Source organism: Pusillimonas sp. ANT_WB101, from assembly GCF_008369125.1.
In the GTDB taxonomy this organism is placed as follows: domain Bacteria; phylum Pseudomonadota; class Gammaproteobacteria; order Burkholderiales; family Burkholderiaceae_B; genus Allopusillimonas.
Genome location: NZ_VOAY01000001.1, coordinates 1,946,117 through 1,973,087, shown reverse-complemented (window position 1 = coordinate 1,973,087; position 26,971 = coordinate 1,946,117). Strand labels below are relative to the sequence as shown.

Genomic DNA, 26,971 nt, shown 5'->3' with positions numbered 1-26,971 from the left:
GGAAAAGACTTGTCGCTGTGCTTGGCAGCAGAAGAAAGAGCCCGGCGAAAGGAGTACAGATCGGCCATAAAGATTTAAACTAGGCGCCTTACGGGGTAGTGTGAACTTAAAGGAAGGAGATTCTCTTGGAAACCCAGGTTAAAGCTATACGCATCGAGCATCACGGCGGCCCAGAAGTGCTTAAGCTTGTTTCTGTCGACGTGCCGGGCCCGGCAAAAAATGAGGTTACCATACGCCAGAAAGCGGTGGGACTGAACTTCATTGATATCTATTTTCGCACCGGTCTGTATCAACATGCATTGCCGCATGGGCTGGGGTTTGAGGCATCAGGCGTGGTTGAGGCGGTAGGCGCCGACGTCCGTCATCTAAAGGTGGGTGATCGTGTTGCTTATGGGCAAAGCCCCATCGGCGCCTATGCCGAAGCTCGCAATGTGCCTGCCGATCGTGTGGTCAAGATCCCTAAGGCCGTGGGGTTCGATGAAGCCGCTGCCATGATGCTCAAGGGGCTGACCGTTCAGTATCTGTTCCGCCAGACTTATCGGCTTCAGGGGGGTGAAACAATTCTGTTTCATGCCGCTGCCGGCGGTGTCGGGCTTATTGCCTGCCAGTGGGCCAAGGCTTTGGGCGTCAAACTGATCGGTACCGCTTCCACACCCGAAAAGGCGGAGCTGGCCAAAGCACATGGTGCCTGGCAGGTTATTGACTACTCGCGTGAAAACGTCGTCGAGCGTGTACTTGAGCTTACCGATGGCAAGAAGGTTCCAGTGGTTTACGACGGCGTGGGTAAAGATACCTGGCTTGCTTCGCTAGACTGCCTGCAACCACGAGGGTTGATGGTTAGCTACGGAAATGCTTCAGGCTCGGTTGAAGGCGTCAACCTCGGTCTGCTGGCTGCCAAGGGGTCGTTGTATGTAACCCGGCCCACGCTTGGTACGTACGTGCCCACACAAGAAAAGATGCAGGCGGCCGCTGACGACCTGTTTGATCTGATTAAGAAGAAAAAAATGCACATCAATATTGGCCAGCGCTTTGCACTTGAAGATGCGGGTCAGGCGCAAGATGCATTGGCGGGTCGCAAAACGACCGGTGCCACTATTTTGACGCTCGATTAAGCGTTATGTGCGTTACGCCGGGCTGCCTTGTGTAGGGCGCCCGGCGGGACGGCAGGATCAGTTTTTTTGAGTTTCGTCGTGGTAGCGTGTGACGCGCTCCACTTCCTCTTTAGAGCCCAGCACGACCCCAATGCGTTGGTGCAGTTTGTGGGGCTCGATATCAAGAATGCGACGATTGCCGTCGGTGGCTGCACCACCTGCCTGCTCCACGAGGAAGCTCATGGGGTTGGCCTCATACATCAGTCGCAGCTTGCCTTCTTTGCCGTTGGGGCGCTCATCGCGCGGGTACAGAAAAACACCGCCACGTGTCAGAATGCGGTGTACGTCAGCCACCATGGAGGCGACCCAGCGCATGTTGTAGTTTTTGCCCATAGGGCCGTTTTCGCCGGCCAGACAGTCATCGATGTAGCGTTTGACGGGGGCTTCCCAGTGTCGCATGTTCGACATATTGATGGCAAACTCTGCTGTTTTTTCGGGAATCGTGATGTTCTCGTTGGTAAGCTGCCAGGCACCCATTTCGCGATCGAGCGTAAAGGCCACCACACCGGTGCCGACAGTAAGAACAAGCATGGTCTGAGGGCCATAAATGGCGTAACCCGCAGCAACCTGTTTGACACCAGGCTGCAGAAAATCTTGCTCACTGACTGCTTGGCCCGAGACATGATGTGGTGCCTGCAGCACTGAGAAAATTGTGCCAATGGAAACGTTGACGTCAATATTTGAAGACCCGTCGAGCGGGTCGATAAGCAGCAGGTGTTCGCCTTTTGGATATCGATTGGGTATCAAGTGGATGGTTTCCATTTCTTCGGACGCCATCGCAGCCAGATGCCCACCCCATTCGTTGGCCTCGAGCAGAATTTCGTTTGACATGACGTCAAGTTTTTTCTGCACCTCGCCTTGAACGTTCTCGGTATCAAGACTTCCCAGTACATTGCCCAGCGCGCCTTTTCCAACCGCATGACCGATGGCTTTGCAGGCACGGGCCACCACCTCGATCAGCAGGCGGACTTCAGCCGATACGGCCTGTTCTTTACGTTGTTGTTCAACCAAATACTGGGTGAGGGTTTTACGAGACATGTGTACTCCGTGGATTAAATATTCAAGGCTTTTGTAATGATTTCGTTTACGTTGCGCGACAGGTTGGCGTGCTGGCTGATATGTTCGAGCGTGTTGCGCATCGCGCTTTGTTGTGGCTGGGCATAACGGGCCCAGTTGTCAAAGGCGCGCGCTAATCTGGCCGCGATTTCGGGGTTTAGTTCATTCAGCGCCAAGACCTGTTCGGCCCAGAAGGCGTACCCGCCAGGGCTGTGGATTCCTTGCAGATTGTTGATGCAGAATTGAAAAACCACTGAACGCGCGCGGTTGGGATTGCGCAGCGAGAACGCCGGATGCAGCATCAGCGAGCGTATGGTTTCGACCGTTGCACTGGGAGCACTTGCCTGCAGGGCAAACCATCTGTCGACGACGAGAGGGTCTTGTTGCCACTGCTGATAAAAATGCTCGAGCACGCGAGCCCGGTCTGTTTCACTGCCATAGTGCACCAATGCCGTCAGGCCGCCCATACGCTCAGTCATATTGCCGGCGTTATTGTACTGATCGAGCGCTAGTTGGCTGGCACCGGGGTGGCCACCAGCCAGCAGATAGGACAGTGCCAGGTTCTTTAGCGCACGATGGCCTGAGGAAATGGGGTCGGGGTGATACGGTTTTTCATGGGTGGCCGCAGCGCATTCTTGCCATAGTTTGAGCCAGTGGTCGGTAAGTGCTTTGCCTAGCGTGGCGCGCAGGTGCTGCACCGCACGCACGGCACCCAGTGGGTTTAGCGGTGAGGTTTTTTCGAGCAGTTCTTTGTCGCTGGGGATGGCCAGTATGCGGGTTTTGTACGCATCAGTAATTTGCTCGTCTTGTGCCAGAGCACGCCAGGTGTCCAAAAACACGGGTGCGATGACGGGCGTTTGGTTGCCGGAAAAGGCTTCGGTCAGCGCAAGTAGCTGTCGAGTGGCCAATGCCTGGCTGGCTTCCCAGCGGGCAAATGGGTCTGGGTCATGTTGTGCGAGCAGTGCCAGGTTGGCGTCATTGTATTCAAATTCGACAATGACCGGTGCAGAAAAATTGCGCAACAATGAGGGCACAGGTTTTTTGTCGATATTTGGAAATACCCACGTTTGCTCTTGTTCAACCAGCTCTAGCAATGCGGTTTCGCAGGGTTGGCCTTGAACCTCAAGTTGAAGAGGGCGGCCTTCATTGTCAAGCAAGCCAAGTGCAAAAGGGATGTGCAGGGGTGGCTTGGGTTGTAGTGGGGTCTGCTGCTTTTCTATGCCTGCGGGTTCGCAGCGCTGGCGCAAAGTGAGTGTGCAGGTTTTGGCGCGCGCGTCATGGTGCATGGTGACCTTGACGCGCGGCGTGCCCGCCTGCTGGTACCAGCGGCGAAATACGGTAAGGTCTTTGCCAGGGTGTTGCCGTGTGTAGACGGATTCCATAGCACTGACAAAGTCGTCGCAGGTGACGGCCTGCCCATCATGCCGTCTGAAGTACTCGGTCAAGCCTTTGCGAAAGCCGTCTTCGCCCAGCAGGGTATGCTGCATGCGTATGACTTCGGCGCCTTTCTCGTAAATGGTAGCGGTATAGAAATTGGCGATTTCCTGATAGCTTTCAGGGCGAATGGGGTGAGCCATCGGGCCGGCATCTTCAGGAAACTGCGCAAGACGCAATGTGCTGACGTCATCAATGCGCTTGACGGCGCGTGCCGATATGGCTTCGTCGTGAGGCAGATCAGCAGCAAGCATGTCTGCAGAGAACTCCTGGTCGCGGAAAACCGTCAGGCCTTCTTTCAGCGAAAGCTGAAACCAGTCGCGGCAGGTAACACGGTTCCCTGTCCAGTTATGGAAGTACTCGTGGCCAATGACGGCTTCGATATTTCTATATGCACTGTCGGGGGCGCTGTGGGGGTCGGCCAGTACGTAGGCCGAATTGAAAACGTTTAGCCCTTTGTTTTCCATGGCGCCCATGTTGAAATCGCGTGCGGCGACAATCATGAAACGATCCAAGTCAAGCTCGAGGCCAAAACGATTTTCATCCCAACGCACTGAGCGATCCAGGCAGTCGAGTGCCCACGCAGTTTTGTCGCGAGAACCCTTGTCGCTATAAACCTGCAACAGTGCCTGCCGCCCACTTCGTGTGCTTATGGTTTGCTCGCGACAGTCGAAATCTCCGGCGACCAATGCAAAAAGATAGCTTGGTTTTGGGTGAGGGTCTTCCCAGCGTGCTTCGTGTCGGCCGTCGGGCAGATCTTGCTGGCTGATCAAGTTGCCGTTGGAGAGCAGCAATGGGTAGTGGGCTTTGTCAGCGCGCAGGCATACCGTATAGCGGGCCATGACATCTGGTCGGTCGGGAAACCAGGTAATACGCCGAAACCCTTGCGCTTCACACTGGGTGAATAGATGGTCTCCGGATACATACAAGCCCATCAGCGTGGTGTTTTCAGCGGGACGGCACAGACTGGTAATGACCACTGTGAAGCTGCCCGCATCAGGGTGCAGTGTTAGTGTGTCTTCAGCTAGCTCGTAGTCGTCGGGCGTAAGTGTGTGGCCGTCTATTGTTACCGACTCGAGCACGAGATCTTGCCCGTCGAGAACCAAAGGCGTTTTTTTATCGCCAACTCTCTCGAATACAAGCGTTGCCTGCACGCGGGTTTGGGCCGGCTGCAGATCGAAGCTTAGATTAACTGTGGGGACCCGGTAAGGGTAGGGCTGGTAGTCATGCCGCGAAATGGCGGGTACGGTATCGGTGCGCATGCTGGATAGTGTCCATTACGAAGATATAATTCTATTGTAGTGTTTGCCCGGTATTTACGCCGGGAAGGTTCTCTTACCAGTAGTGCATTTCGTAATGCCTGTGCAACCTTTTTGGCCATAGTATGGTCATACACTGCTAGCATGGCGCCGAGAGCCTGCAGGTGTACACGGGCGCCTTAGACAGCACGGGATTGCGGCAGGAGGTTTTATGTGGATGAAGTTCAATCAGTGCCGACATGCGTTGATGCGGGTTTTTTTGATTTTGGCTGGCGTTGTTCTGGTTTCTGGGTGCGCCTCAACGTTATCAGCGCGCGTAACCAGCTTTCAACAATGGCCTGCCGGCAGCCAAGGGCAAACCTATCGCATTGTGCCGTATGAAAATCAGGTAAATAATCTGGAGTTTCAGACCATTGCTGATATGGTGCGCGCCGCTATTGGCCCTTTAGGGCTTGTAGAAGCTCAGTCAGACAAAGCACGGTTTTCTGTACATATTCGTTATGAAAACCCGGCTTCACAGACCTGGGTACAGCAGTATCCTGATCCGTATTTAAATGATGGCTGGGGTTTTGGGCCTGCGTTTGGCTGGTATGGCGGGGCGCGATACTGGGGCGGTGGCATTTATTACTCGCCGCAGCCAACCAATGTGCCGGTGGTTGTATATAAGAATACGCTTACCGTTACCATTAATGATGATCAAAACCACAATGCTGAGGTATATCGGTCAACGGCTATTAACGTAAGCCGCCACGATAATCTGATGCAGGCTATGCCTTATCTTGCGCAGGCCGTGTTTGATGAGTTTCCTGGCAATAATGGGCAGGTTCGCGAGGTTGAGTACGAACGTAGACGCTAGCGGGTTTTGCATGATTGCGCAAACCCCGCCATGCAAGCTTAGTTTTGAATAAGGAATTGGTCTCTGCTTTTACCCTCAGACTCGGCGGCGGAGATCCAGCGGGGTGCTTTGCCTCGACCTGTCCAGGTGTCGCCGGTTTCAGGGTTGCGGTATTTAGGCGGCACAGTGCGTTTAACGGCCTTGGGTGCCGGGGCGGCTGATTTGCGGGCAGTTTTGCGTGTTGGCGTTTTGCTGAACACAGCAGCGATTTCTTCGGGGGTAATTTCATATTCGCGCATCGACTGCACGATTGATGTAATGATCGGGCCGCGCCGCTTTTCTTGCAAGGCCTGAGCCTGCTTTTGAAGTTTGACTATTTCTTTTTCAATTTTCTGTTTTAGAGCCGTGTAAGTATCGCGAGTCATTATGCTTCCTGTAGTATTGGCAGATATATGGAGCGGCTGGTCGATTGTTTTTTAAGTGACCAGCATGCATTTTAACGTAATTTCGTATTAATCAATTGCCAACACTGGGTACATATTGCATTATTTATTTTCAGTTTATAAAGGTATGTTTTGATGAGCCTGAATGAGCACTTTCGCGTGGCGGCGGTGCAGATGGTGTCTGGCGCCAGTGTTGATGATAATCTTGAGCAGGCGGGGCGGCTTATTGCAGATGCCGCGCAGCAGGGTGCTAAGCTGGTGGCGTTGCCAGAGTATTTTTGCTTTATGGGCCGTCGTGACAAAGATAAACTATCCATCAAAGAAACTGCCGGTCATGGCCCTATACAACAGTTTCTTGCACAACGCGCGCGCGAACATGGCATTTGGCTGGTAGGCGGTACGCTGCCGCTTGAGAGCCCTGATAGCCAGCGTATATATAATTCCTGCCTGGTTTTTGATCCAGAGGGTAATCAGATCGGCCGCTACGACAAAATCCATTTGTTTGGTTTCAAAAAGGGTGAAGAGTCGTACGATGAGTCAGTTTCCATTCGGCCGGGTGAAAATGCAGTGCAAATGGTTTCCCTGCCTTTTGGTCAGGTTGGCTTGTCAATATGTTATGACCTGCGGTTTCCTGAGCTGTTCCGGCAAATGAAAGCTGTGCGGCTTGTTGTGCTGCCCTCTGCCTTTACCTATACGACCGGTGCCGCCCACTGGGAAATATTGTTGCGCGCGCGTGCTATTGAAAACCAATGTTATGTGTTGGCACCGGCGCAAGGCGGCAAACATGAAAACGGCAGACGTACCTGGGGGCACTCCATGTTGGTAGACCCATGGGGGGATGTGGTCGATGTTAAGGCGACGGGGCCCGGCATTGCCATTGGCAATATAGAATTGCAACGTATTGATGAGGTGCGCACGGCGCTGCCTGCCTGGTCTCACCGCACCCTCTGAACATTCTTTATTAAAGAACTTATGAAACTTGTTGATCCTTCCATACACGCCTTGGCCACGGCCAAAACCACACTGCTTGACCCGTGGGGGCTGACCGAATCCGACATGGCACGAGCGCTAGGGGCCATTTTTACGCACAAGGTTGATTATGCCGACCTGTATTTTCAATACACACGCAGTGAGAGCTGGGCGCTTGAAGAGGGTATTGTAAAAACAGGCAGTTTTTCCATTGAACAAGGCGTGGGTGTCAGGGCCATTAGCGGTGAGAAAACGGCTTTTGCCTATTCTGATAGTTTGTCGGTAGAAGCCTTGATGTCCTCGGCCGAAGTGGTGCGCACTATCGCACGCAGAGGTGCGGGTCGACAAAAAGTAACCGGCGCCGATTTGCCTGCGGCACGCAGTCTGTACCCCGCACTTGATCCGGTTGCGACACTTACGGCGCCTGAAAAGGTCGCCTTGCTTGAGCGCATTGAACATATGGCGCGCGCGTCCGACCCGCACATCATTCAGGTAATGGCCAGCCTTGGGGCTGAATATGATGTCATCCTGGTCGCAGGCAGCGACGGGCGTATGGCGGCAGACGTGCGGCCACTGGTGCGGCTGTCACTTACCGTTATCGCCGAACGTAACGGGCGCCGCGAGGTCGGGTCTGCAGGGGGCGGCGGGCGTACAGGGCTGGCTTACTTTACCGACGACATCATGCGCTCGTATGTGCAGCGCGCGGTTCACGAGGCCATGGTCAATCTGGAGGCCCGAGCCGCGCCAGCTGGCGAAATGACTGTAGTGCTAGGCTCAGGCTGGCCAGGCATACTTTTGCATGAGGCTGTTGGCCACGGCCTTGAAGGTGATTTCAACCGTAAAGGCTCCAGCGTGTTCGCAGGCCGTATCGGCGAGCGTGTGGCTTCTAAGGGGGTTACGGTTGTTGATGACGGCACGTTGGCTGACCGCCGCGGCTCTCTGAATATTGATGATGAGGGCAATGTGAGCCAACGTAACGTGCTTATTGAAGATGGAATTTTGCGTGGTTATATGCAAGATTCGATGAATGCACGTCTTATGAAAATGCCCGTAACGGGCAATGGTCGACGTGAGTCCTACGCCCATTTGCCCATGCCCCGTATGACCAATACCTATATGTTGTCTGGTTCTACCCCGCCTGAAGAGGTGCTGGCATCGGTTAAGAAGGGCTTGTATGCCGCCAATTTTGGCGGCGGGCAGGTCGACATTACCAGTGGCAAGTTCGTATTTTCGGCGTCCGAGGCCTATATGATTGAAAACGGCAAGATCACCTACCCGGTAAAAGGGGCCACGTTAATCGGTAACGGACCAGATGCGATGAATCGGGTGAGCTTGATCGGCAATGACATGCAGCTTGATTCGGGTGTAGGTACATGCGGCAAGGAAGGGCAGAGCGTTCCGGTTGGCGTCGGTATGCCCACCGTACGCATGGATGGCTTGACGGTTGGGGGCACTGGCCAATAAGGGTTTATGGCTCTGTAATGAGTACAGGCGGAGGGCATTTAACGCCTCCGGTCCTAAGGGCTGTCTCTGGCAGCCCTTTTTTTGCATGCCCCGTAAGCGCTACTGATTTGGTGATGAGCTATGTTTGACACGAACTGTTCGCTGGCTTATGATTTCAGTAGAAATCAATTTAATTGAATTCTTTCTAACTCTTATAGATATGTCGATGCTAAATAACTCTGTCGAGCAGTATGATTTGCGCATTTTGCGGGCTATCCGTCGCATCACGCGTTCGGTGGCGCTACATTCGCGCCAGCTGGCAGCGTGCAGCAACATTACAGCGCCGCAGCTGGTCTGCCTGCGCACCGTAATTGATGACGGCCCGATGACGGCTACAGCCATCAGTCGCGATATGCACGTAAGTGCAAGTACGGTGGTGGGCATTCTTGATCGTCTGGAAGACAAGGGGCTGATCCGCCGTGAGCGTGGGCGTCAGGATCGACGTATTGTTTATGTAACAGCGACTGATGAAGGTCGACAGTTGGCTGCAAGTACACCTTCGCCGCTTCAAAAAAAACTTGCCGATGCCCTTAACGCGTTGCCAGAGTCGGAGCAAGCGGCCATCACGATGTCGCTCGAACGTATTGTCGACTTAATGGAGTCAGACGGTATTGTGTTAACTGAAGCGCCTGGCGAGCACGCATCACCTATTCTCGATGTGCCGACGACGCCTGGAGCGCTTCCAGAATCAGGATTGGTGGTGTGAGAAATTGCAAAATACGAACTACTTCACAACTCTCTCCCTCTGACCATACGGAGGGTTCTGACGACACAGAGTCTGATCTGTGGCTCAGAGCCCCTACCAAATTCGATGCGGCAGGCATTCACACTCTGATTTCAGAATGTCCCCCGCTCGATCTTAATTCTTTATATACCTATCTGCTTCTCAGCGAGCATTTCAGCGCTACGAGCGTGGTGGCCGGCTCTGCAGATAAGCTGCTCAGCTTTATTTCGGGCTATAGACGGCCAGAGGCTGCCGACACACTCTTTGTCTGGCAGGTGGCGGTACATGAAGACGCACGCGGACGCGGCCTGGGCCAGCGCATGCTGCGTCATTTGCTGGATCGGCCTACGCTTGAAGGCGTGCGTTATATCGAAACAACGGTCGGTCCCGAAAACCAGGCTTCACGCGGCATGTTTGCAAGTCTGGCGCGTCGGCTAAATGCCCCAGTGCATGAGAGCCCACTGTTCGATCGCAGCCTGTTTGGCGAGCACGGACACGACGATGAGCCGCTTTTGCGCATAGGCCCGTTTCGGCCCGCCGCAGACCAGCTGAAGTTAGCCAGTTAATTTGAAATCAAAACGCCCCAGCGGTGCCCGGTTCTGGCGCGCCGTGGTCGGATGAGCGTTTTATGTAACCAGGAGGATTTATTATGGATTTGAAAATTTTTGACCGGATGGAGTCAGAGGTAAGAGGCTACGTTCGGTCGTTCCCGGTCGTTTTCAAAGAGGCCAGAGGGTCGTTGCTAATTGATGAGTCGGGTAAGGAATATATCGATTTCTTTAGTGGCGCGGGTACGCTTAATTATGGCCATAACAACCCGGTATTCAAAGAAAAGCTCATTGATTATTTAAATACCGATGGTGTTGTGCATGGGCTTGATATGGCGACATGCGCCAAGAAAGAGTTTCTGGAAACTGTTGACCGTGTTTTGTTCAAGCCGCGTGGCTGGAATTACACACTGCAGTTTACGGGCCCCACAGGCACTAATGCGGTAGAAGCAGCGCTCAAGATTGCACGCAAAGTAAAGGGTAGACAGAATATTATTTCATTTACCCATGGGTTTCATGGTGTGAGTGGCGGTTCGTTGGCTGTGACGGCAAACGAGAAGTTCCGTAACGCGGCAGGCGTTGCGTTGAGCAACACCTCGTTCATGCCCTTTGATGGCTATCTTGGGCCTGACGCCAATACCATGGCCTATCTGGAGCGTATGCTGGATGATCCCAGCAGCGGCATGGATCACCCTGCGGCCGTAATTGTTGAAACCGTGCAAGGTGAGGGTGGCGTTAATGTTGCCAGCAAGCGCTGGCTTAAAGAGCTACAAGCCCTGTGCCGCAAGCACGACATGCTGCTTATTGTTGATGATATTCAGGTGGGTTGTGGTCGTACCGGCAACTTTTTCAGTTTTGAATCACTCGGTATCGAGCCTGACATTATCACGCTTTCCAAGTCGCTCTCCGGTTATGGATTGCCCATGTCGCTGGTGTTAATGAAGCCCGAGCTTGATATCTGGAAACCGGGCGAGCATAGCGGTACGTTCCGCGGCAATAACTTGGCCTTTGTAACGGCTACGGCGGCACTTGAGCATTACTGGAGCGATGACGCTTTTGCAAAGGAAACTGCCCGCAAAGAGCGTATGGTGCGTGACTGGCTTGAAAACCTGGATCACAGCTACCCGATGGCAGGCCTTAGCGTACGCGGACGCGGCTTGATTCAAGGCCTGGTTACCCCGGTAGGTGATGACCTGGCCAATAAGATTGCGCATAAGGCATTCGAGGAAGGCCTGGTCATTGAAACGTCTGGGGCGCATGACGAAGTGCTCAAGGTTCTTCCTGCACTGACGATTGAAGATGACTTGTTGCGCCGCGGTCTTGAAATTATTGAGAGCTGCGTGGCCCAGGTGCTGGATGAAAATGGCGTAAGTGCCCGTGTACTGAAGTTTGGAGGTAAAGCTGGATGATTGTACGTAATGTGAAAGATGTAATCGGCACCGAACATGAGGTCAAAACCGACAACTGGCTCAGCCGGCGTGTCTTGCTTAAGAAAGATGGTATGGGTTTCTCATTTCATGAGACGGTTATTTTTCCTGGTACAGAAACGCATATTCATTACCAGAACCATCTTGAGGCTGTGTGGTGCGTCGAAGGTGATGGCGAGATTGAAACCATTGCCGACGGCAAGAAATATGCACTGGGCCCGGGTGTTGTGTATGCGCTGGACGAGAATGACGAGCACTGGCTGCGCGGGGGCAAAGAGCCCTTGCGAGTGATATGTGTTTTCAACCCGCCATTAACCGGCGACGAGGTACACGACAAAGAAGGTGTCTACCCGCTGGAGACTGATGCCGCCTAAATCGGGCTCAATTTCGCAAGGAGTGTACATTTACATGTCTACAACTATTAATGACTTATATGCATCGCGCGGCAGCAGGGCTGCCGCCATCATCGCGCGGCAGGATCCCGTTGTTTATGACGGTGGGTCTTATGCAGACGCTTTGACATCCGAGCAGCTAGCGTCTTATGAAAATAATGGCTTTCTGCTGCTCGAAAATATATTTAGTGCGCAGGAGATCCAGGGGCTTCTGGATGAAATTAAGCGCATGAGCGACGATCCTGAAATCAGAGCCATGGAAGAGGCCGTTACCGAGCCCGCCAGTGATGAGGTCAGATCCATTTTCAGGGTGCATCAGCTTAGCGCGATGGTAGATAGGCTTTCGCGTGACCCACGTCTTATTCATGTGGCACGTCAGATTCTGGGTTCAGAGGTTTATATACATCAGTCGCGGGCCAATATGAAGCCTGGTTTTAAGGGTAAAGAGTTCTACTGGCATTCTGACTTTGAGACCTGGCATGTTGAGGATGGCATGCCCCGTATGCGGGCACTAAGCTGCTCTGTTCTGCTTACTGATAATAATGCGTGCAATGGGCCGCTCATGCTTGTACCGGGTTCACAGAAGCAGTTTATTTCTTGTCAGGGTGAGACCCCTGATGAACACTATAAGCAGTCTCTGAAGAAGCAAGAACTTGGTGTGCCTGATCCGCTCAGCTTGCAGTTGCTGGTAGAGCAGGGCGGCATCGAACAGATGACAGCGTCCGCAGGTTCGGTGGTGTTTTTCGATTGCAATACCATGCATGGGTCTAACGGCAATATCTCGCCGTGGCCACGCGCCAATGTTTTCATGGTTTATAACAGCATGGAAAACGCGCTTGAGGATCCCAAGCACGAGCTGAAACCACGCCCCGAACATATTGCTGCACGCAAACGTTTCGAGCAGTTAGAGCCGCTCGATACACCCGCTGTGGAGCCAGCTCACTAAAGCTTATGATGGATGGCCTGGTAGGTTGCCGGGCTGTCTGCCAGGCCGCTGCAGGAGGCGCAGAAATCGCCCCAGTCATGCAATGCTCGATTGCTTGGCTGGGGCTATTTTGTTGATGAGCACTGCAGAGGTAAAACGTGCTCAGAAGTGGATAAATATTTGACCCTGAGTGAGTGCCTTAAGACTGCATTGATGCGCATTTTTGGATGAGCTAAATCGTTAAAAATTACAAAATTCTGGGCCATACAGTATTGTTTTCTTCCACGTGTTTTCGGAGTTTCCCATAGGCCTGATGTCTTTGACCCCAGATAGCCGACTGTTGTTTGGTTATTTGCTACGTGAGTCTCCCGAGCTGAACTTTCTCTTGGCTAAGATGAGGTTAATGAGCTGGGGCCAACTGAGAGAGCAGACTTTAGTGCTGGCGAGGAACAATTCTTTTAGGCGTTTGTTGGTAGCATTTAGATACGATCTTGCTGGTAATAGAATTGTCTAGTTGCGGCAGTTGCATAGCATATAGTCGAATCTGATGAGGGCGTGACCTTTGCGGCATGGTATACAAACTGAGCTAATGCATTAATAATGACCTCTGGGTGGTTCTCGCCTTACTTTTAATGGCCTGGGGTTTCCATCGATAACGTCATGCAAAACAGTTTGCACATTGAGCAATAGCATTCGACCACGCTATGGTTTTTACCCAGGAGATAGAGAGTTTCATGCATGACTATGATGAGATATGCCAGTCACTGGAAAAACAGGGTTGGGCTATTTCTGACACCGTTGTTCCGTTGTCCTGGCACGTTACCTTGCTTACGCAAGCTTGGAGCCAGTGGGAAGCCGGCCAGTTCTACATGGAGGGTGTTGGCCACGGCGCACGCGGTTTGCGACGGTCCGACATTCGTGGCGACACGATCTGCTGGATTTACCCTAACTCGCCTCAAGCCAGCCACCCTTTCTTCAAATGGATGGCGCGGTTTCGTGAAGAGCTGAACCAGCGCTACCAGCTTGGCTTGCGTAGTCAAGAGTTCCACTTTGCGCGCTATGGCAAGGGGCAGGGCTATATAAAGCACATTGATCAGCATCGGGATAGCGATCATCGAAAAATCTCAATCGTGCTGTATTTGAATCTGCAATGGAACCCAATGTATGGTGGCGAGCTTTGTTTGTACGAACCCGATAATCCAAATATAGAAATACGGCGCGTGCCGCCCATGGGGGCCAGGCTAGTTGTTTTTCACAGTGGCTTGATCCCGCACGCTGTCCTGCCGTGCCAGCAAACACGCTGGAGTCTGACAGGTTGGTTGCGCTCAGATGAGCCTGCCGCGTAAGGCTTAAGGTTTTGGGAGAGAATGTGCTCGGTTCCACGCATCAAGAAGAATCTGTTCCATCCAGCGATGGTGCGGGGCTTTCGAAATTATCCAGATATCGCTTAAGAATAGCATTTCGAGACCCGACGGTTGTTGTAGGTATCTTTGCTGCACTGCTGTTTTCCTACTTAATCGTTGCCCCCATAGTCTCTTTGCTTGATGACGCGTTCCGGGTTCAGTTCGCCGATGCGGCACGGATCGGGCAGAGCGTCGGTGCATTGACGCTTTACAACATGGGCCGCGTGTTCAGCTCTATCGTTGCGCTTGATATCCTCTGGCTTCCGTTGGTTCACACGATGAGCGTCGCGCTTGGTGCGATGGCGATCGCGCTCGTCGTGGGCGGTGTTATGGCCTGGTTTATTAGCCGAACGGACATCATGGGTCGCAAGTGGTTCGCCACTGCGCTCATCGTCCCGTACATGCTGCCTTCATGGACGATTGCATTGGCCTGGAGTTCGGTTTTTCTTAACCGCACTGTTGGCGGTCAACCGGGCTGGATGGAGTCTCTCGGCTTTGAGCCTCCAGACTGGCTCGCCTATGGCCAGCTTCCTATTACCATTGTTCTGGCCCTGCACTACACGCCTTTTGTCATACTGCTCTTTGGCAACGCGCTACGTTCTTTTGATGCGCAGATGGAAGACGCGGGGCGGATGCTGGGTGCGGGCCCATCAATGGTTGCTCGCCGCATTATCATCCCATTGATGCGACCGTCTCTTCTGTCGGCCCTTACGCTGATTTTCGCCAAATGTCTGGGTGACTTTGGCGTGGCCTACGTGTTGGGGGCTCCGGTCAAGTATGACGTGCTTGCCACGTCGCTGTTTCGCAGCGTGACGGCGCGACAAGGCGGCGAAGCCGCCGTCCTGGCGGGGGTGATTATTCTGATCGGAACCATCTCTGTTCTCATCGATGCCAGACTGGTACGTGAGGCGCGTCGATTCGTAACCATCGGAACCAAGGGGGGCATGGACCGAACGCGCCGCCTGGGGGCCTGGCGTTTGCCCATGACAACTGTCGCTGCACTGGTATTCCTTATTAGTGTTGTGATCCCCCTGACGGTGTTATTCCTGACCACGGTCATGCGCACGCCGGGCAAGTTCACGCTGGATAACTTCACCTGGGCGTACTGGGTTGGCCACGATCTTCCCACCACGGCGCTGCGTAACGGGATACTGGTCACCGCAGATTTTTGGCATGCGGCATGGAACTCGCTTTGGATGGTAGGTATTGCGGCAATATGTGCGGGTGTGTTGGGCGTTCTGGTAGGGTACGTAGTGGTACGTACGCCCTTGAAATCAATAGGTGCTTATCTGCGCTATGTGACGTTTCTGCCCTATCTGGTTCCCGGGATCGCCTTTGCCGCAGCCTGTTTGTCGATATTTGCCGTACCGCATGGGCCGATTCCAGCCCTTTATGGCACGGCGGCCATTTTGATCCTGGCCTTGATGGCAGACCAAATGCCGTTTGCTTCGCGTGCAGGGATCTCCGCCATGATGCAATTGGGCAAAGATCCGGAAGAAGCTGCGCAGGTCGCGGGTGCCGGCTGGTGGAAACGCCTGCTGAAAATCGTCATTCCCATTCAGAAGGGGCCGCTCGCTGCTGCTATTTTGCTGCCATTTATATCGGGTTTGAAGGGCTTGAGTCTTGTGATTATGTTGGCAACGCCCGGAACTGACCTGCTGACGACATATGCGATACGGCTTGTAGACTTTGGCTACAGCCAGGCTGCCAACGCGGTCGTACTCATGTTGTCGGCGCTTGCCTTTTTTGGCACGTTATTTTTGCAAAAAGCGACGAAGACCAGTCTTGCGTCGGGACTAGGGGGTTGATGGTGCCAAGAATTACGCTACGTGGAATCCAGAAGTACTACAGCGCAAGCAGCGCGCCTGCAGTGAAGGACTTGGACCTTGACATTGATGATGGAGAGTTTCTGTGCATTTTGGGGCCTTCGGGGTGCGGCAAGACCACGACGCTTAGAATGATCGCAGGGCTGGAGCACCCAACGTCCGGTGAGATACAGGTCGGTGACCACGTGGTCGATTCGGTTGAAAAGGGCGTTTACGTGCCGCCCGAGAAACGGAATATGGGTTTTGTTTTCCAGAGCTATGCCTTGTGGCCGCACTTGACGGTACAAGATAACGTCGAGTTTGGCCTTGAGCTTCGCAACGTAGACCGTGCAACCCGAAAAGCCGCTGCAGACGAGGTTTTGAATAAACTCGGTATTGCCAAGTACCGCGATCGCTACCCATCCGACCTGTCTGGCGGTCAGCAACAGCGCGTGGCGCTGGCGCGGATGCTGGTGGTGCAGCCCAGCGTAATCCTTATGGATGAGCCCTTATCCAACCTGGACGCCAAACTAAGGCTTGAAATGCGGGCCGAGCTCAAGAGAATTCATCTGGAAACCAAGGCGACTATTTTGTTTGTAACGCATGATCAATGGGAAGCCATGACTCTGGCGAGTGTGATTGCCGTCATGAACGAAGGGGCGCTTCAGCAACTTGGCTCTCCGGACGATATTTATAATCACCCTCGCAACAGGTTTGTGGCTGAGTTCGTGGGGAACCCACCCATCAATTTTGTGGAGTTTGCTGCGGACGAAACCTCGGCGTTATCGAAGTCAATGCAAACGTACATAGATGGCGTGCGTCCAGGGCACGGCGTGGATGCGGTGGGTATCCGACCCGAAAGTATTCGACTGCTGTCATCGGGTGATGAAACGTCTAATGCCGCCTACGTAGGGCAGGCTACTGTGACCAGTATTATGCCAACAGGGGGTAGCTGGATTGTAGAACTGGTGGCGAACGAGCAAAGGCTATTTGCCACGACCAATACAGTACCCGGTGTTAAGGCCCGGGATAACGTGGTGTTTTGGGTTGAACAAGAGAGCCTGCATCTGTTCGATGGAAATGGGAACAGGTTGCCCGACGTCGATATGCTTCGTGAGCTGCCCGAGGGTAAGTATTATAGAGAGCAAAATGTTGTCAGTAGCGTAGACCATACGGCATGAACGATCTAACAAAGGAGATGGTTGTGAAGCATTTGAACAAAAAGCATGAGAGCAGTGTGGGGCTTGTGACGTCGATCTTTGCGGCAACACTAGCGATCGCCGGATATGGCTTGCCTGCCTATGCCGCGTCAAACAGCGAAGGTACGGCGGCTTCCAATGGTAGTACTGGGCTGGGTATTTCTGACGCGGATTACAGCCTGGATGCACTTATCGAAGCGGCCAAAAAGGAAAGCCCAATCACTGTGGTGGATGCGACCGGCAAGATCAAGGTGATGGCCGAAAAGTTCTCGGAAAAATACGGTATTAAGGCTACCGGAGAAAAAATGTCAGCGTCTAACCAGGAAGAAATACTGGTTAGAGAGGCTCAGGCACGTAACGTGCGGCGTGACGTTTTCAACATGAGCAACTTGCCTGATGTGACGGCACAGTTTTTGCCACAGGGTATCGCCGTAAGCTGGATGCCGCCTGATTTGAAGAGCCAGACGCCGCAGGTATACCAGCACCCTGCCATTACCAGTTTGAACCCTTGGGTATGGGTATACAACCCTGGCGTTTATGGCGACACATGCCCGATAAATAATATGTGGGCACTGACCGATAAAAAATGGAAGGGTAAGATTAGTATCCCAGACCCGCTGCTGCGTAACGAAACCCTGTTTTGGTTTAACCAGATCGCAGACAATGCCGATGACAAAATGAAGGCGGCCTACCAAGAATATTTTGGCAAGCCTCTGGAAACCAAACAGCCTTCAGCAACAGCCGAGTGGGCCAAACGTTTTGCTGAAAATAATATAAAAGTACAAAAAAGCGATACGGATGTTGGGCCGATTGTTGGCGCCAGTACATCTGAACACCCTGTTATTGGGTTTGTGAGTTCGGCGATTTTTACGCATGCCAAGAACGAAAACTTCAAGATGGCCATCTGTAAAGAAATGATGCCCTGGATCGGCCAGCTAACGCCCCGTGTCGCCGTCATTGCATCAGGAACCAAAAGCCCGAATGCAGCAAAACTGTTTGTTCACTATATGATGTCAGCCGAAGGCATGGAGCCACAGATGGAAGACGGCAAGATATCAACAAATAATAATGCCGTAATGCCAGAAAACGAAGCATCCGGCGTGAGTAAGCTGATGGATAAAATGTACGTCAATAATTCAGAAACCACCCCAGATGATTTTAAGAAGCTTCAGTTCTGGCGAGATCTATGGACCGTGGGAAGTCGCTAAGTATTGGTCTGATATTTACAACGAAACAGCTTTTGATTTTTTAGGAATTATCGGATTATGGCGCTGATGCGCCTAATCCGGTATCCATTGATCTAAACGACGGGTGCTAATCAAGCTTGACGTGCTGGATCAGTTTTTTTTCTAAAGCCGTTTGGTGCGACACGATCTGCACCCATGTACGAGACTTCGCTGTGCTGTCCCTGGTAAAGTAAACTGAAAACGTGCACCGTTTATCCAGATCATGTTTGATACTGCCAGGTGCTGCGCTGATTATTGCCGTCTTTGTCAGGCATCTCTCAGCAAACATGAGTTATTCAGGCTCGACGAAATACCGCTGTAAGGCTCGATACAGATTTGTGATGGGCTCTGCCTATCAGGGCGGCGTCGGTACGGGCCGACGCCTGGCCGCGCAGCCTTGTCATTCAGGGTCAATAAAGCCTTTAAGAAACTCTTGGGTGCGTGTTTCGCGCGGCTCGACCAGTATCTGCTCGGGTGGGCCGTCTTCGACGATACGTCCTTTGTCGAAGAAACAGATCCGATCAGAAATCTGTTTGGCAAACTGCATCTCATGGGTGACCAGCAGCATGGTCAGGTCGTGTTCGCCTGCCAGTCGCTGAATCACGCTCAGTACTTCGCCCACCAGTTCGGGGTCCAGCGCTGATGTGGGCTCGTCAAACAGCATGATGTTCGGTCGCATGGCAAGGGCTCGTGCAATCGCAACCCGCTGTTGCTGGCCCCCGGAAAGCTGGCTGGGAAACTTGTCGGCCTGATCGAGCAAGCCGACGAGATCCAGATATTTTTCAGCGCGCTCTGCGGCCTCTTCCTTGGACAGCCCGAGCACGTGCACCGGTGCTTCGGTTACGTTGCGCCGAACGGTCATGTGCGGAAACAGATTGAACTGCTGAAATACCATGCCCATTTCTTTGCGCATGGTGCGCAGATGCTCTTCGCTGGCCGGCACGAGTTCGTCATTCTTGTATTCGTGCCAAAGTGGCTTGCCCGCCACGTAGATGACGCCTTCGTTAATGGTTTCGAGCGTCATCAATATGCGCAATACGGTCGACTTGCCAGAGCCGGAAGGCCCGATAATGGTAACTTTTTCACCTTTTTTTACTTCAAAATCAAGCTCGTCCAGCACGGTGACATCACCAAAGCGCTTGACCACTTTCTCGAACTTGATAATGGGTGCGCCGATTTCGCCGGCATGTGTGCCGGCGATTGCTTCGGTCGCAGTGGGTTCTGTGGTGGTTGTGTTCATTTGAGCGGAATTCCTTGCTTGGGCAGGCGGCGATCTACTTGACGTACGGCGGCGGAAGCCAGCAGTGTCATCAATAGATACAGGCCGCCGACCATGGAGAGCGGGATCAAGTAATTGAAAGTGCGGTCACCAATGATTTTGGCAACATTGAGCATTTCCAGAACCGATACAACGGACAGCACGGGTACGTCTTTCATAATAGAGACGAGGTAGTTACCCATGGCCGGAATAATGCGAGGTATGGCCTGTGGCACGATAATTACGGCAAACTGCCTGAGTGGTGACAGGTCAAGCGCGCGTGCCGCCTCGGTCTGACCATGGGCTACTGATTCAATGCCAGCACGATATACCTCAGAGGTATATGCGCTGTATTGCACCCCGAGTGCAAGCGCACCGGTCAAAAAGGCCGGCAGTACGATGCCGTAGTCGGGCAGTACGTAATAAAGAAAAAACAGCTGCACCAGCAAGGGCGTGTCACGGATAAACTCCGTAATAAATCGGGCTGGCCATGAAATAATACGCAAGCGGGCAGACTTCAAGGCAGCAAGCACTAGCCCGAGCACCGCTGCCACGAAAAAGCCTACGACCGTGGCCTGAATAGTAATGACCAGGCCCTTGAGCAGTATTGGAAGTATCGATGCGGCGAACACCCAGTTATTGGCGGTGTCCCATTCAATGCCAAACAACATATCAAACCCTCCCTGCGCGCCAGCGCCCAACGGAGCGCTCAAGCAGCTTCATGATGGCGGTGAGTACCAGCGCCATACCAAAATACATAAACAGCAGGAGGGTGTAGACGGTGACACTGTCTTGGGTAAAGTTACGGATCTGTTCGGCCCGGAAAGCCATGTCGCCCAAGCTGATCAGCGATACCAAGGCTGTGTCTTTCAGGTTTTGGACGGCCAGGTTGCCAAAGCTGGGCATCATTTCTGGAATAGCCTGTGGCAGTGCAATACGCCACATAACCTGTCGTGGCGTAAAGTCGAGGGCCTTGGCTGCCTCATGCTGGGAAGCTGGTACGGCCTGTATGGCACCACGCACCACCTCAGCGCCATAGGCGCCAATGTTCAGACTGAGTGCCAGTGTGCCCGCCACGACGGGGGGAAAGCGCAAGTCGATACCCACCATCTGGCCAAAGACGGGCAGTGCAAAATAAAGCCAAAACAACTGGACCAGCAGAGACGTCCCTCGAAAGACCTCAATAAAGCCGATAGAGATGCCTTTGATGGCCCAGTTGTGTGAGAGTTTTCCGATGCCGAAGGCAAAGGAGAAGAAAGCGCCAAATATTGTTGAGTAGACGGTAAGCTGTGTCGTAACCCAGGCGCCTTCCAACAGCGGAACGCTGTAAGAAATCCAGTCCATCAGGGGTGTTTCCTGGTTGAAGGCAAAATGCCTGCACGCAACCCTCCGCCTGCTGGTCTTCGGGCCGGCAGGAAGAGGGCGCGTTCAATCGCAGGCATGATAGTCACACGTTATTTGGCTGCGCAGAGCTGCTCGGTTGTCATGCTGAACGACTCTTTCGCATCGGCCTCGCTAAACCCGTAGGTTTCAAGGATTTTTTTCCATTCAGGCGTTTGTTTAAACTTTTTCAGTTCGCCATTGACCGCATCACGAAAGTCTTCTGAACCTTGATTAAACGTGAAGCCGCCCCAGCTGCGGGCAGGCTTGCCGCCAATGACGGGGTCGGTAAAATCGGCGGCCGGTTCTACTTTGTCGCTTTTCTTGGCCAGCTCACTGACGGTGAGGCTGGTCGCCGCATAGGCACTGGCACGACCAGTAGCGACAGTGGAAATGGCATCGGCGTTGCTTGCAATGGTAACCATGCGGTCTTCAGATACACCCAGTTCTTGCAGCATTTCGAGTTGGTCAGCACCGGCCATAATGGCGATTTTTTTGTCGTTTTTAGCGAACGACTCAAACGTGTGGATGTCGTCAGGGTTGCCCTTGGCAACGAGCAGGCCTTCGCCATACGACGTGTCAGGTTCTGAAAAGAGCACCTCTTTACAGCGCTGCGGCAAAATCGCCATCTCGGCGGCCACCATGTCGAAGCGATTTGCGCGCAGGCCAGGGATGAGTGAGCCAAAATTAGTGGTGATCCATTCAACCTTTTTGATTCCTAGCTCGTCCATGATGTGCTGGGCGACTTCAGGCCCGGCACCTTTGGCCTTGCCGCTCATATCCATGTAGCCATACGGAATCTCGTTCGCCACGGCGATACGCACTGTGCCGCGATCCTGAATTTCTTTCAAGGTAACGGCGCTGGCGCTTATGCCGAAGCTGACGGCCATCGTGGTCGCCAGTGCGGTAAGTAGCGTTTTTGTTTTCATGTGAGTGTCCTTTTGAAGTCAGATCGATTGGATTTCTGATCGATTTGTTATGGGGCACTGACCTTGAGCCAGCGAATGGTAATGAAAGAAATCATACCGCACAAAATCATTTCGGCTCAAATTAGTTTGATATTAACTATTGAATAAAGGATACGCTTAGCGAATGCCTAATTTATTTTTCTGTGTTAGTATCAGTCGCATGTGTACCGTAAACCGTTTTTACTTTTATTTTTTTACGTTTCCTAAGCCGCTGGCGCAGGAAGGGTTACGCTGTACACGTTTGAACTAGCTCCCAAATTCCTCAAAAAAGCCGCCAGCTTCGCTAGGCGGCTTTTTTGTTCCGCAGGCAGGCAGGCATAACCCTCCAGGAGTCACACTGTGTCGCATAACACCGATGATTTACGAATTCGAGAAATCAAAGAACTAAGCCCGCCCGCCCACATCATGCGTGAGTTTGCATGCACTACCGCGATTTCTGCGACGGTCTATGATGCACGCAAGGCAGTGCACAAGGTGCTCAAGGGCGATGATGATCGTCTGGTCGTAATAGTAGGGCCGTGTTCCATCCACAACCCGGTCGCTGCGCTGGATTACGCCAAACGTCTTGCGGCAGAGCGGCAGCGTTTCAATGGTGACCTCGAAATTATCATGCGTGTGTATTTTGAAAAGCCACGCACCACGGTAGGCTGGAAGGGGCTGATCAATGACCCCGGGCTGGACGGCAGTTTCAATATTAATCAGGGTTTGCGAACAGCACGCGAGCTGCTTATCAATATAAACAGCCTTGGTTTGCCGGCAGGTTGTGAATTTCTGGACATGATTACACCGCAATACATCGCTGACCTGGTGTCTTGGGGGGCTATTGGCGCGCGTACTACCGAAAGCCAGGTGCACCGAGAACTGGCCTCAGGCCTGTCGTGCCCGGTTGGGTTTAAAAATGGTACAGACGGCAACACTAAAATTGCGCTTGATGCCATTCAGGCAGCGTCCCGGCCGCACCATTTCCTGTCTGTCACCAAAGGTGGTCACTCGGCGATCGTCTCTACCGTAGGTAATGAAGACTGTCATCTTATTTTGCGAGGCGGAAAGGCCCCCAACTATGATGCTGAAAGCGTAGATCTGGCATGCCAGATGCTCGTAAAAACGGGATTGCAGCCGCGCATCATGGTTGATGCCAGCCATGCCAACAGTAATAAAGATTATCGCAATCAACCTCTGGTGCTTGAAGACGTAGCCAAGCAAATGGAGGCAGGTAGCCACTGTCTTTTTGGTGTTATGGTAGAGAGCAACCTCGTGGGCGGGCGTCAAGACCTAGTCGAAGGGCAGCCGCTTACTTATGGTCAAAGCATTACCGATGGCTGCATAGACTGGGATAGCACTGTGCAGGTGCTGGAGCGGCTAGCTCTCGCCGTGCAAAATCGTCGCCAGAAAACGTCGAAATCGGCCAATGTCGTTGCCGGAACCCACGTATAAAGCAACTACTATCCGTCATTGCGGCGTGCTAACTGAAATGCTTGCCGCGACAGACCTCAGCAAGCATCAAGGAATCAGCATGAACGCTCCAATTTCGGTTCAATCAGTGCGCCGTGAAATCCCATCAGGCTTTCTAGACGCACTGGCCTCGCATTTTGGTGACCGGTTTTCTACTGCTCATGCGGTAAGAGAGCATCACGGTCGCGACGAGTCTCCGTATCCGGCCATGCTGCCTGATGGCGTTGTTTTTGCACAGAATACTGAAGACGTCGCGTGGGTGGCGCAACACTGTCATAAGCACAGTGTGCCGCTCATCCCTTATGGCGTAGGCTCGTCGCTTGAAGGGCATTTACTGGCGGTGCAGGGCGGCATTAGTTTGGATCTTTCAGGGATGAATCGTGTAGTGGCGATCCATGCCGAAGACTTTACCGCGACCGTTGAGGCTGGGGTCACGCGCAAGCAGCTAAATGATGAGATCCGCAATACGGGCTTGTTTTTTCCGATAGACCCGGGCGCTGATGCGTCGCTGGGCGGGATGGCGGCCACGCGCGCGTCGGGCACCAACGCAGTGCGTTATGGCACGATGCGTGAAAATGTTATGTCGCTCAAGGTAGTGACGGCAGATGGGCGTATTATCGAAACCGCCAACCGGGCGCGTAAGTCGTCCGCCGGCTATGACCTTACTCGTATTTTTGTAGGCAGCGAAGGTACGCTCGGCATTATCACTGAGGTGACCGTACGGCTATACCCCCAACCCGAAGCAATTTCAGCGGCCATCTGTAATTTTCCGACGCTCGATGCCGCCGTGCGCAGTGTTATCGAGATTATCCAGATGGGTGTACCGGTAGCCAGGGTTGAATTCATGGATGCCTGGGCCGTCAAGGCCACTAACGCCTACAGCAAGCTGACACTGAAAGAGTCGCCGCTGCTACTGTTTGAGTTCCACGGGAGCCCCGCAGGGGTAAAAGAGCAGGCCGGCATTGTGCAAGACATTACACGTGAAAACGGTGGCCTTGATTTCGAGTGGGCTGATCAGCCCGAAGACCGTAGTCGCCTGTGGACTGCTCGGCATAATGCCTATTTTGCCGGCCTTCAGCTGCGGCCCGGCTGCCGGGCCAGTACAACCGATGTTTGCGTACCCATATCGCGCCTGGCCGAATGCGTGAGCGAGACGGCCGCCGAACTCGACCAGGCAAGCTTTCCGTATACCATTGTCGGCCACGTGGGCGATGGCAATTTTCATGTGCTTATGCTGCTTGATCCCGACAACCCGAATGAGTGGGAAGAGTCTGAGGGCATCAATCATCGTCTGGTTCAACGTGCTATTCGCATGGATGGCACTTGCACAGGCGAGCATGGCGTAGGGCTGCATAAAATGGCCTTTATGCTGGAAGAACATGGGCAAGATGCGCTTGATTTAATGTCTAGCCTGAAGCACGCTTTTGACCCCAATAATATTCTTAATCCCGGGAAAATGATTCCACAGCGCTAGTCTGTGGGTCATGTTGGACGGCGGTGAGGGGCTTGTCCCAGGCTCTCCCTCGCCGCCCATATAGTTTGGTATCTACTTCTCTTCTTCATAACACCTGTGCTGCTCAGGCTATCGCTTTGCCGTCACGTAGTTTTCGTAGCGCGTGCGTGCAGTGAGTAGCAGCTTATTCAATTGCACACACAAGACTCGGACTGCGCGGGGGCCCATACCCGTTTAAAATATCTTTATGACTAAAACTGGATCAAAAGGGCGTGTCGTAGTCGGCATGTCGGGCGGGGTTGATTCCTCCGTAACGGCCTGGTTGCTCAAGCAGCAGGGCTACGATGTGCTCGGCCTGTTCATGAAAAACTGGGAGGACGACGATGACTCTGAATACTGCTCTTCCCGGCAAGATTGGCTGGACGCAGCCAGCGTCGCAGACGTTATTGGCGTAGACATTGAAGCCGTTAATTTTGCGGCCGAATATAAAGACCGGGTGTTTGCTGATTTTCTGCGCGAGTATTCGGCTGGTCGTACCCCCAACCCAGACGTGCTCTGCAACGCCGAAATAAAATTTAAGGCCTTTCTTGATCATGCCATGACGCTGGGGGCCGAGTACATTGCTACAGGCCACTATGCTCGGGTGCGGCGAGTTTCGGCTAATGGAGGTGACAGCTTTCAGTTGCTAAAGGCTGTTGATCATACAAAAGACCAAAGCTATTTTTTGCATCGGCTAAATCAAAAACAGTTGGAACGCACGCTGTTCCCTCTTGGTGAAATTGCAAAGACCGAAGTGCGCCGTATTGCTGAATCGTTGCAGTTGCCTAACGCAGCAAAAAAAGACTCTACCGGTATTTGTTTTATTGGTGAGCGGCCATTTCGAGAGTTTTTAAACCGCTATCTGCCCACAAAGCCCGGGCCGATTAAAACACCCGAAGGTGTCATGGTCGGCAAGCATCAGGGGCTGGCGTTTTATACCTTGGGGCAACGCAAGGGGTTGGGTATTGGCGGGGTTAAGGGTCGCCAAAAGGACGATGGCACGTCTGACGCTTGGTTTAGTGCGCGCAAAGATCTTGCAAGCAACACATTGTATGTGGTGCAGGGGCATGACCACCCCTGGTTGTTGAGTACGACACTGCAAGCCCAGGACGTTAGTTGGGTCGCTGGCGAGCCCCCTGAAGCTGGCGCGTATGCGGCTAAAACTCGCTATCGACAGCCCGATGCCAACTGCGTACTGGGTGATCTGACTGCGGATGGTTTCAGCCTTAGCTTTAGTGAAAGCCAGTGGGCCGTGACGCCAGGGCAATCAGCGGTGCTGTACTTGGGGGATGTCTGTCTTGGGGGCGGTATTATCGTCTAAGGCTTTGTTCTCACGAGCTGCATGCAAAAAATTACCGCCATATGAAATGAGTTCATATGGCGGTAATTTTTGTGTGACGGCGACTTTGCGATACTTACCAGCCTGTGGCGGATGTTTAGGCGGCGGGCGGCTTGGTGGTCGTGAAAGACGGGCGTTCTTGCAGCTTTTCGTGAAGCCGGTGCAGATTGGGGTGCAGCGATCGCCAGTTAAGGTCTGGCATGCGCAGATCAAGATAGCTGAGGGCGCAACCGACAGCGATATCAGCCAGGCTGAAGTTAACGCCCATGCAGAATGGCTGGTCGCCCAAGCTGTGATCCATAGAGCTGAGCGCAGCAGTAATTTTGCCACGCTGGCGTTTTACCCAGTTTGGGGCGATGGGCTCGTCAGAGGCGGGAAGGCCTTCGATGACAGGCTTGCGCTCAAGCTCGATGACGATGCCGACGGCAGCGTCGAGTACCCCGTCAGCGATGGCTTCCCAGCATTTTGTGGCGGCGCGATCGCGGCCTTGTTGCGGAATGAGCCTACCAACCGGAGAAAGCGTGTCTAGGTATTCGACAATGACGCGGGAATCAAACAAGCTGCCATTGTCATCCATAAGGAGACAGGGCACTTTACCCAGCGGGTTGTGATCCTGAATATGAGTGTCGGCGGCCCACACGTTTTCGAGGACGAACTCGTAGTCGAGCTTTTTCTCGGCCATCACGACACGCACTTTACGAGTGTAAGGACTTGTGAGCGAACCAATGAGTTTCATGAGGATGGCAGGAAGTTGCAGGCCAGAAAAGTATAGCAGGATACCGT

The 26,971-nt window shown here is 53.1% G+C and carries 24 protein-coding genes; 16 read left to right on the top strand and 8 right to left on the bottom strand.

Translation table 11 applies throughout. The features are described 5' to 3' along the window. Positions 1–125: 125 nt before the first annotated feature. Entirely contained in the window at positions 126–1,112 is a 987-nt protein-coding gene (locus tag FQ179_RS08900; RefSeq protein WP_149396811.1) for a quinone oxidoreductase, read from the top strand. Positions 1,113–1,169: 57 nt separating this feature from the next. Here the strand turns inward: FQ179_RS08900 and FQ179_RS08895 are convergent, their stop codons facing one another. Continuing rightward, complete coding sequence (locus tag FQ179_RS08895) at positions 1,170–2,189, bottom strand: class 1 fructose-bisphosphatase (RefSeq protein WP_149396810.1); 1,020 nt, start codon at positions 2,187–2,189, stop codon at positions 1,170–1,172. A 14-nt stretch (positions 2,190–2,203) separates the two neighbouring features. Then, complete coding sequence (pepN, locus tag FQ179_RS08890) at positions 2,204–4,903, bottom strand: aminopeptidase N (RefSeq protein ID WP_149396809.1); 2,700 nt, start codon at positions 4,901–4,903, stop codon at positions 2,204–2,206. Between the two features lie 208 nt (positions 4,904–5,111). Here pepN and FQ179_RS08885 point away from each other — a divergent pair, with 208 nt between their 5' ends. Further along, positions 5,112–5,756, top strand: coding sequence for a DUF4136 domain-containing protein (locus FQ179_RS08885; protein ID WP_149396808.1), 645 nt, complete (start codon positions 5,112–5,114; stop codon positions 5,754–5,756). A gap of 38 nt (positions 5,757–5,794) precedes the next feature. Here the strand turns inward: FQ179_RS08885 and FQ179_RS08880 are convergent, their stop codons facing one another. Then, the gene (locus tag FQ179_RS08880; protein ID WP_149396807.1) at positions 5,795–6,160 is read right to left on the bottom strand and encodes an H-NS family nucleoid-associated regulatory protein; all 366 of its coding nucleotides are present in this window, start codon (positions 6,158–6,160) and stop codon (positions 5,795–5,797) included. Positions 6,161–6,313: 153 nt separating this feature from the next. Here FQ179_RS08880 and FQ179_RS08875 point away from each other — a divergent pair, with 153 nt between their 5' ends. From FQ179_RS08875 to FQ179_RS08825, 11 genes are all read left to right on the top strand, one after another. After that, positions 6,314–7,129, top strand: a complete 816-nt coding sequence (locus tag FQ179_RS08875; RefSeq protein WP_149396806.1) for a carbon-nitrogen hydrolase family protein — start codon at positions 6,314–6,316, stop codon at positions 7,127–7,129. A 21-nt stretch (positions 7,130–7,150) separates the two neighbouring features. Continuing rightward, the gene (gene tldD / locus FQ179_RS08870) at positions 7,151–8,611 is read left to right on the top strand and encodes a metalloprotease TldD (RefSeq protein ID WP_149396805.1); all 1,461 of its coding nucleotides are present in this window, start codon (positions 7,151–7,153) and stop codon (positions 8,609–8,611) included. 199 nt (positions 8,612–8,810) lie between these two features. Continuing rightward, positions 8,811–9,356 carry a MarR family winged helix-turn-helix transcriptional regulator gene (locus tag FQ179_RS08865; protein ID WP_149396991.1) on the top strand — a complete coding sequence of 182 codons (546 nt, stop codon included), beginning with the start codon at positions 8,811–8,813 and terminating at the stop codon, positions 9,354–9,356. Between the two features lie 77 nt (positions 9,357–9,433). Further along, positions 9,434–9,940, top strand: coding sequence for a diaminobutyrate acetyltransferase (ectA, locus tag FQ179_RS08860; RefSeq protein ID WP_255474920.1), 507 nt, complete (start codon positions 9,434–9,436; stop codon positions 9,938–9,940). A gap of 83 nt (positions 9,941–10,023) precedes the next feature. Further along, entirely contained in the window at positions 10,024–11,331 is a 1,308-nt protein-coding gene (gene ectB / locus FQ179_RS08855) for a diaminobutyrate--2-oxoglutarate transaminase (protein WP_149396804.1), read from the top strand. Continuing rightward, a complete protein-coding gene (locus FQ179_RS08850) occupies positions 11,328–11,723 on the top strand; it encodes an ectoine synthase (RefSeq protein WP_149396803.1) in 396 nt (131 codons plus the stop codon). The genes ectB and FQ179_RS08850 overlap by 4 nt, the downstream gene beginning before the upstream one ends. A 34-nt stretch (positions 11,724–11,757) precedes the next feature. Beyond that, positions 11,758–12,687 (top strand): ectoine hydroxylase, encoded by a 930-nt coding sequence (thpD, locus tag FQ179_RS08845; RefSeq protein WP_149396802.1) that lies wholly within the window; start codon positions 11,758–11,760, stop codon positions 12,685–12,687. 713 nt (positions 12,688–13,400) lie between these two features. Then, a complete protein-coding gene (locus FQ179_RS08840; RefSeq protein ID WP_188074540.1) occupies positions 13,401–14,012 on the top strand; it encodes a 2OG-Fe(II) oxygenase in 612 nt (203 codons plus the stop codon). Positions 14,013–14,035: 23 nt separating this feature from the next. Next, a complete protein-coding gene (locus FQ179_RS08835) occupies positions 14,036–15,877 on the top strand; it encodes an iron ABC transporter permease (protein ID WP_149396800.1) in 1,842 nt (613 codons plus the stop codon). A gap of 62 nt (positions 15,878–15,939) precedes the next feature. Then, on the top strand, positions 15,940–17,055 hold the full coding sequence (locus FQ179_RS08830; protein WP_223146208.1) for an ABC transporter ATP-binding protein: 1,116 nt from the start codon (positions 15,940–15,942) through the stop codon (positions 17,053–17,055). A 245-nt stretch (positions 17,056–17,300) separates the two neighbouring features. Continuing rightward, positions 17,301–18,281 (top strand): ABC transporter substrate-binding protein, encoded by a 981-nt coding sequence (locus tag FQ179_RS08825; RefSeq protein WP_223146207.1) that lies wholly within the window; start codon positions 17,301–17,303, stop codon positions 18,279–18,281. Between the two features lie 418 nt (positions 18,282–18,699). On the opposite strand, the gene ehuA is transcribed toward FQ179_RS08825, so the two are convergent. The 4 genes from ehuA to ehuB form a co-directional block, all read right to left on the bottom strand. Continuing rightward, on the bottom strand, positions 18,700–19,539 hold the full coding sequence (ehuA, locus tag FQ179_RS08820) for an ectoine/hydroxyectoine ABC transporter ATP-binding protein EhuA (protein ID WP_149396799.1): 840 nt from the start codon (positions 19,537–19,539) through the stop codon (positions 18,700–18,702). Continuing rightward, positions 19,536–20,228, bottom strand: a complete 693-nt coding sequence (gene ehuD / locus FQ179_RS08815) for an ectoine/hydroxyectoine ABC transporter permease subunit EhuD (protein ID WP_149396987.1) — start codon at positions 20,226–20,228, stop codon at positions 19,536–19,538. Before ehuD ends, ehuA begins: the two co-directional genes overlap by 4 nt. 1 nt (position 20,229) lies before the next feature. Further along, positions 20,230–20,901 carry an ectoine/hydroxyectoine ABC transporter permease subunit EhuC gene (gene ehuC, locus FQ179_RS08810; RefSeq protein ID WP_149396798.1) on the bottom strand — a complete coding sequence of 224 codons (672 nt, stop codon included), beginning with the start codon at positions 20,899–20,901 and terminating at the stop codon, positions 20,230–20,232. A 110-nt stretch (positions 20,902–21,011) separates the two neighbouring features. Beyond that, on the bottom strand, positions 21,012–21,866 hold the full coding sequence (gene ehuB / locus FQ179_RS08805) for an ectoine/hydroxyectoine ABC transporter substrate-binding protein EhuB (RefSeq protein ID WP_149396797.1): 855 nt from the start codon (positions 21,864–21,866) through the stop codon (positions 21,012–21,014). Between the two features lie 378 nt (positions 21,867–22,244). Between ehuB and aroG the strand changes: the two genes are divergently transcribed. From aroG to mnmA, 3 genes are all read left to right on the top strand, one after another. After that, complete coding sequence (gene aroG, locus FQ179_RS08800; RefSeq protein ID WP_149396796.1) at positions 22,245–23,339, top strand: 3-deoxy-7-phosphoheptulonate synthase AroG; 1,095 nt, start codon at positions 22,245–22,247, stop codon at positions 23,337–23,339. Between the two features lie 79 nt (positions 23,340–23,418). Further along, the gene (locus FQ179_RS08795) at positions 23,419–24,831 is read left to right on the top strand and encodes an FAD-binding oxidoreductase (protein WP_149396795.1); all 1,413 of its coding nucleotides are present in this window, start codon (positions 23,419–23,421) and stop codon (positions 24,829–24,831) included. Positions 24,832–25,057: 226 nt separating this feature from the next. Further along, complete coding sequence (gene mnmA, locus FQ179_RS08790) at positions 25,058–26,170, top strand: tRNA 2-thiouridine(34) synthase MnmA (RefSeq protein WP_149396794.1); 1,113 nt, start codon at positions 25,058–25,060, stop codon at positions 26,168–26,170. A 115-nt stretch (positions 26,171–26,285) separates the two neighbouring features. Here the strand turns inward: mnmA and FQ179_RS08785 are convergent, their stop codons facing one another. Then, a complete protein-coding gene (locus FQ179_RS08785) occupies positions 26,286–26,924 on the bottom strand; it encodes a glutathione S-transferase N-terminal domain-containing protein (RefSeq protein ID WP_149396793.1) in 639 nt (212 codons plus the stop codon). Between the last annotated feature and the right edge of the window lie 47 nt (positions 26,925–26,971).

Bases quoted from the DNA above. Each gene is read 5' to 3' on its own strand.
- FQ179_RS08895 (WP_149396810.1), bottom strand. From the start codon at position 2,189: ATGTCTCGTAAAACCCTCACCCAGTATTTGGTTGAACAACAACGTAAA.
- pepN (WP_149396809.1), bottom strand. From the start codon at position 4,903: ATGCGCACCGATACCGTACCCGCCATTTCGCGGCATGACTACCAGCCC.
- FQ179_RS08885 (WP_149396808.1), top strand. From the start codon at position 5,112: ATGTGGATGAAGTTCAATCAGTGCCGACATGCGTTGATGCGGGTTTTT.
- FQ179_RS08880 (WP_149396807.1), bottom strand. From the start codon at position 6,160: ATGACTCGCGATACTTACACGGCTCTAAAACAGAAAATTGAAAAAGAA.
- FQ179_RS08875 (WP_149396806.1), top strand. From the start codon at position 6,314: ATGAGCCTGAATGAGCACTTTCGCGTGGCGGCGGTGCAGATGGTGTCT.
- tldD (WP_149396805.1), top strand. From the start codon at position 7,151: ATGAAACTTGTTGATCCTTCCATACACGCCTTGGCCACGGCCAAAACC.
- FQ179_RS08865 (WP_149396991.1), top strand. From the start codon at position 8,811: ATGTCGATGCTAAATAACTCTGTCGAGCAGTATGATTTGCGCATTTTG.
- ectB (WP_149396804.1), top strand. From the start codon at position 10,024: ATGGATTTGAAAATTTTTGACCGGATGGAGTCAGAGGTAAGAGGCTAC.
- FQ179_RS08850 (WP_149396803.1), top strand. From the start codon at position 11,328: ATGATTGTACGTAATGTGAAAGATGTAATCGGCACCGAACATGAGGTC.
- thpD (WP_149396802.1), top strand. From the start codon at position 11,758: ATGTCTACAACTATTAATGACTTATATGCATCGCGCGGCAGCAGGGCT.
- FQ179_RS08840 (WP_188074540.1), top strand. From the start codon at position 13,401: ATGCATGACTATGATGAGATATGCCAGTCACTGGAAAAACAGGGTTGG.
- ehuA (WP_149396799.1), bottom strand. From the start codon at position 19,539: ATGAACACAACCACCACAGAACCCACTGCGACCGAAGCAATCGCCGGC.
- ehuD (WP_149396987.1), bottom strand. From the start codon at position 20,228: ATGTTGTTTGGCATTGAATGGGACACCGCCAATAACTGGGTGTTCGCC.
- ehuC (WP_149396798.1), bottom strand. From the start codon at position 20,901: ATGGACTGGATTTCTTACAGCGTTCCGCTGTTGGAAGGCGCCTGGGTT.
- ehuB (WP_149396797.1), bottom strand. From the start codon at position 21,866: ATGAAAACAAAAACGCTACTTACCGCACTGGCGACCACGATGGCCGTC.
- FQ179_RS08795 (WP_149396795.1), top strand. From the start codon at position 23,419: ATGAACGCTCCAATTTCGGTTCAATCAGTGCGCCGTGAAATCCCATCA.
- mnmA (WP_149396794.1), top strand. From the start codon at position 25,058: ATGACTAAAACTGGATCAAAAGGGCGTGTCGTAGTCGGCATGTCGGGC.
- FQ179_RS08785 (WP_149396793.1), bottom strand. From the start codon at position 26,924: ATGAAACTCATTGGTTCGCTCACAAGTCCTTACACTCGTAAAGTGCGT.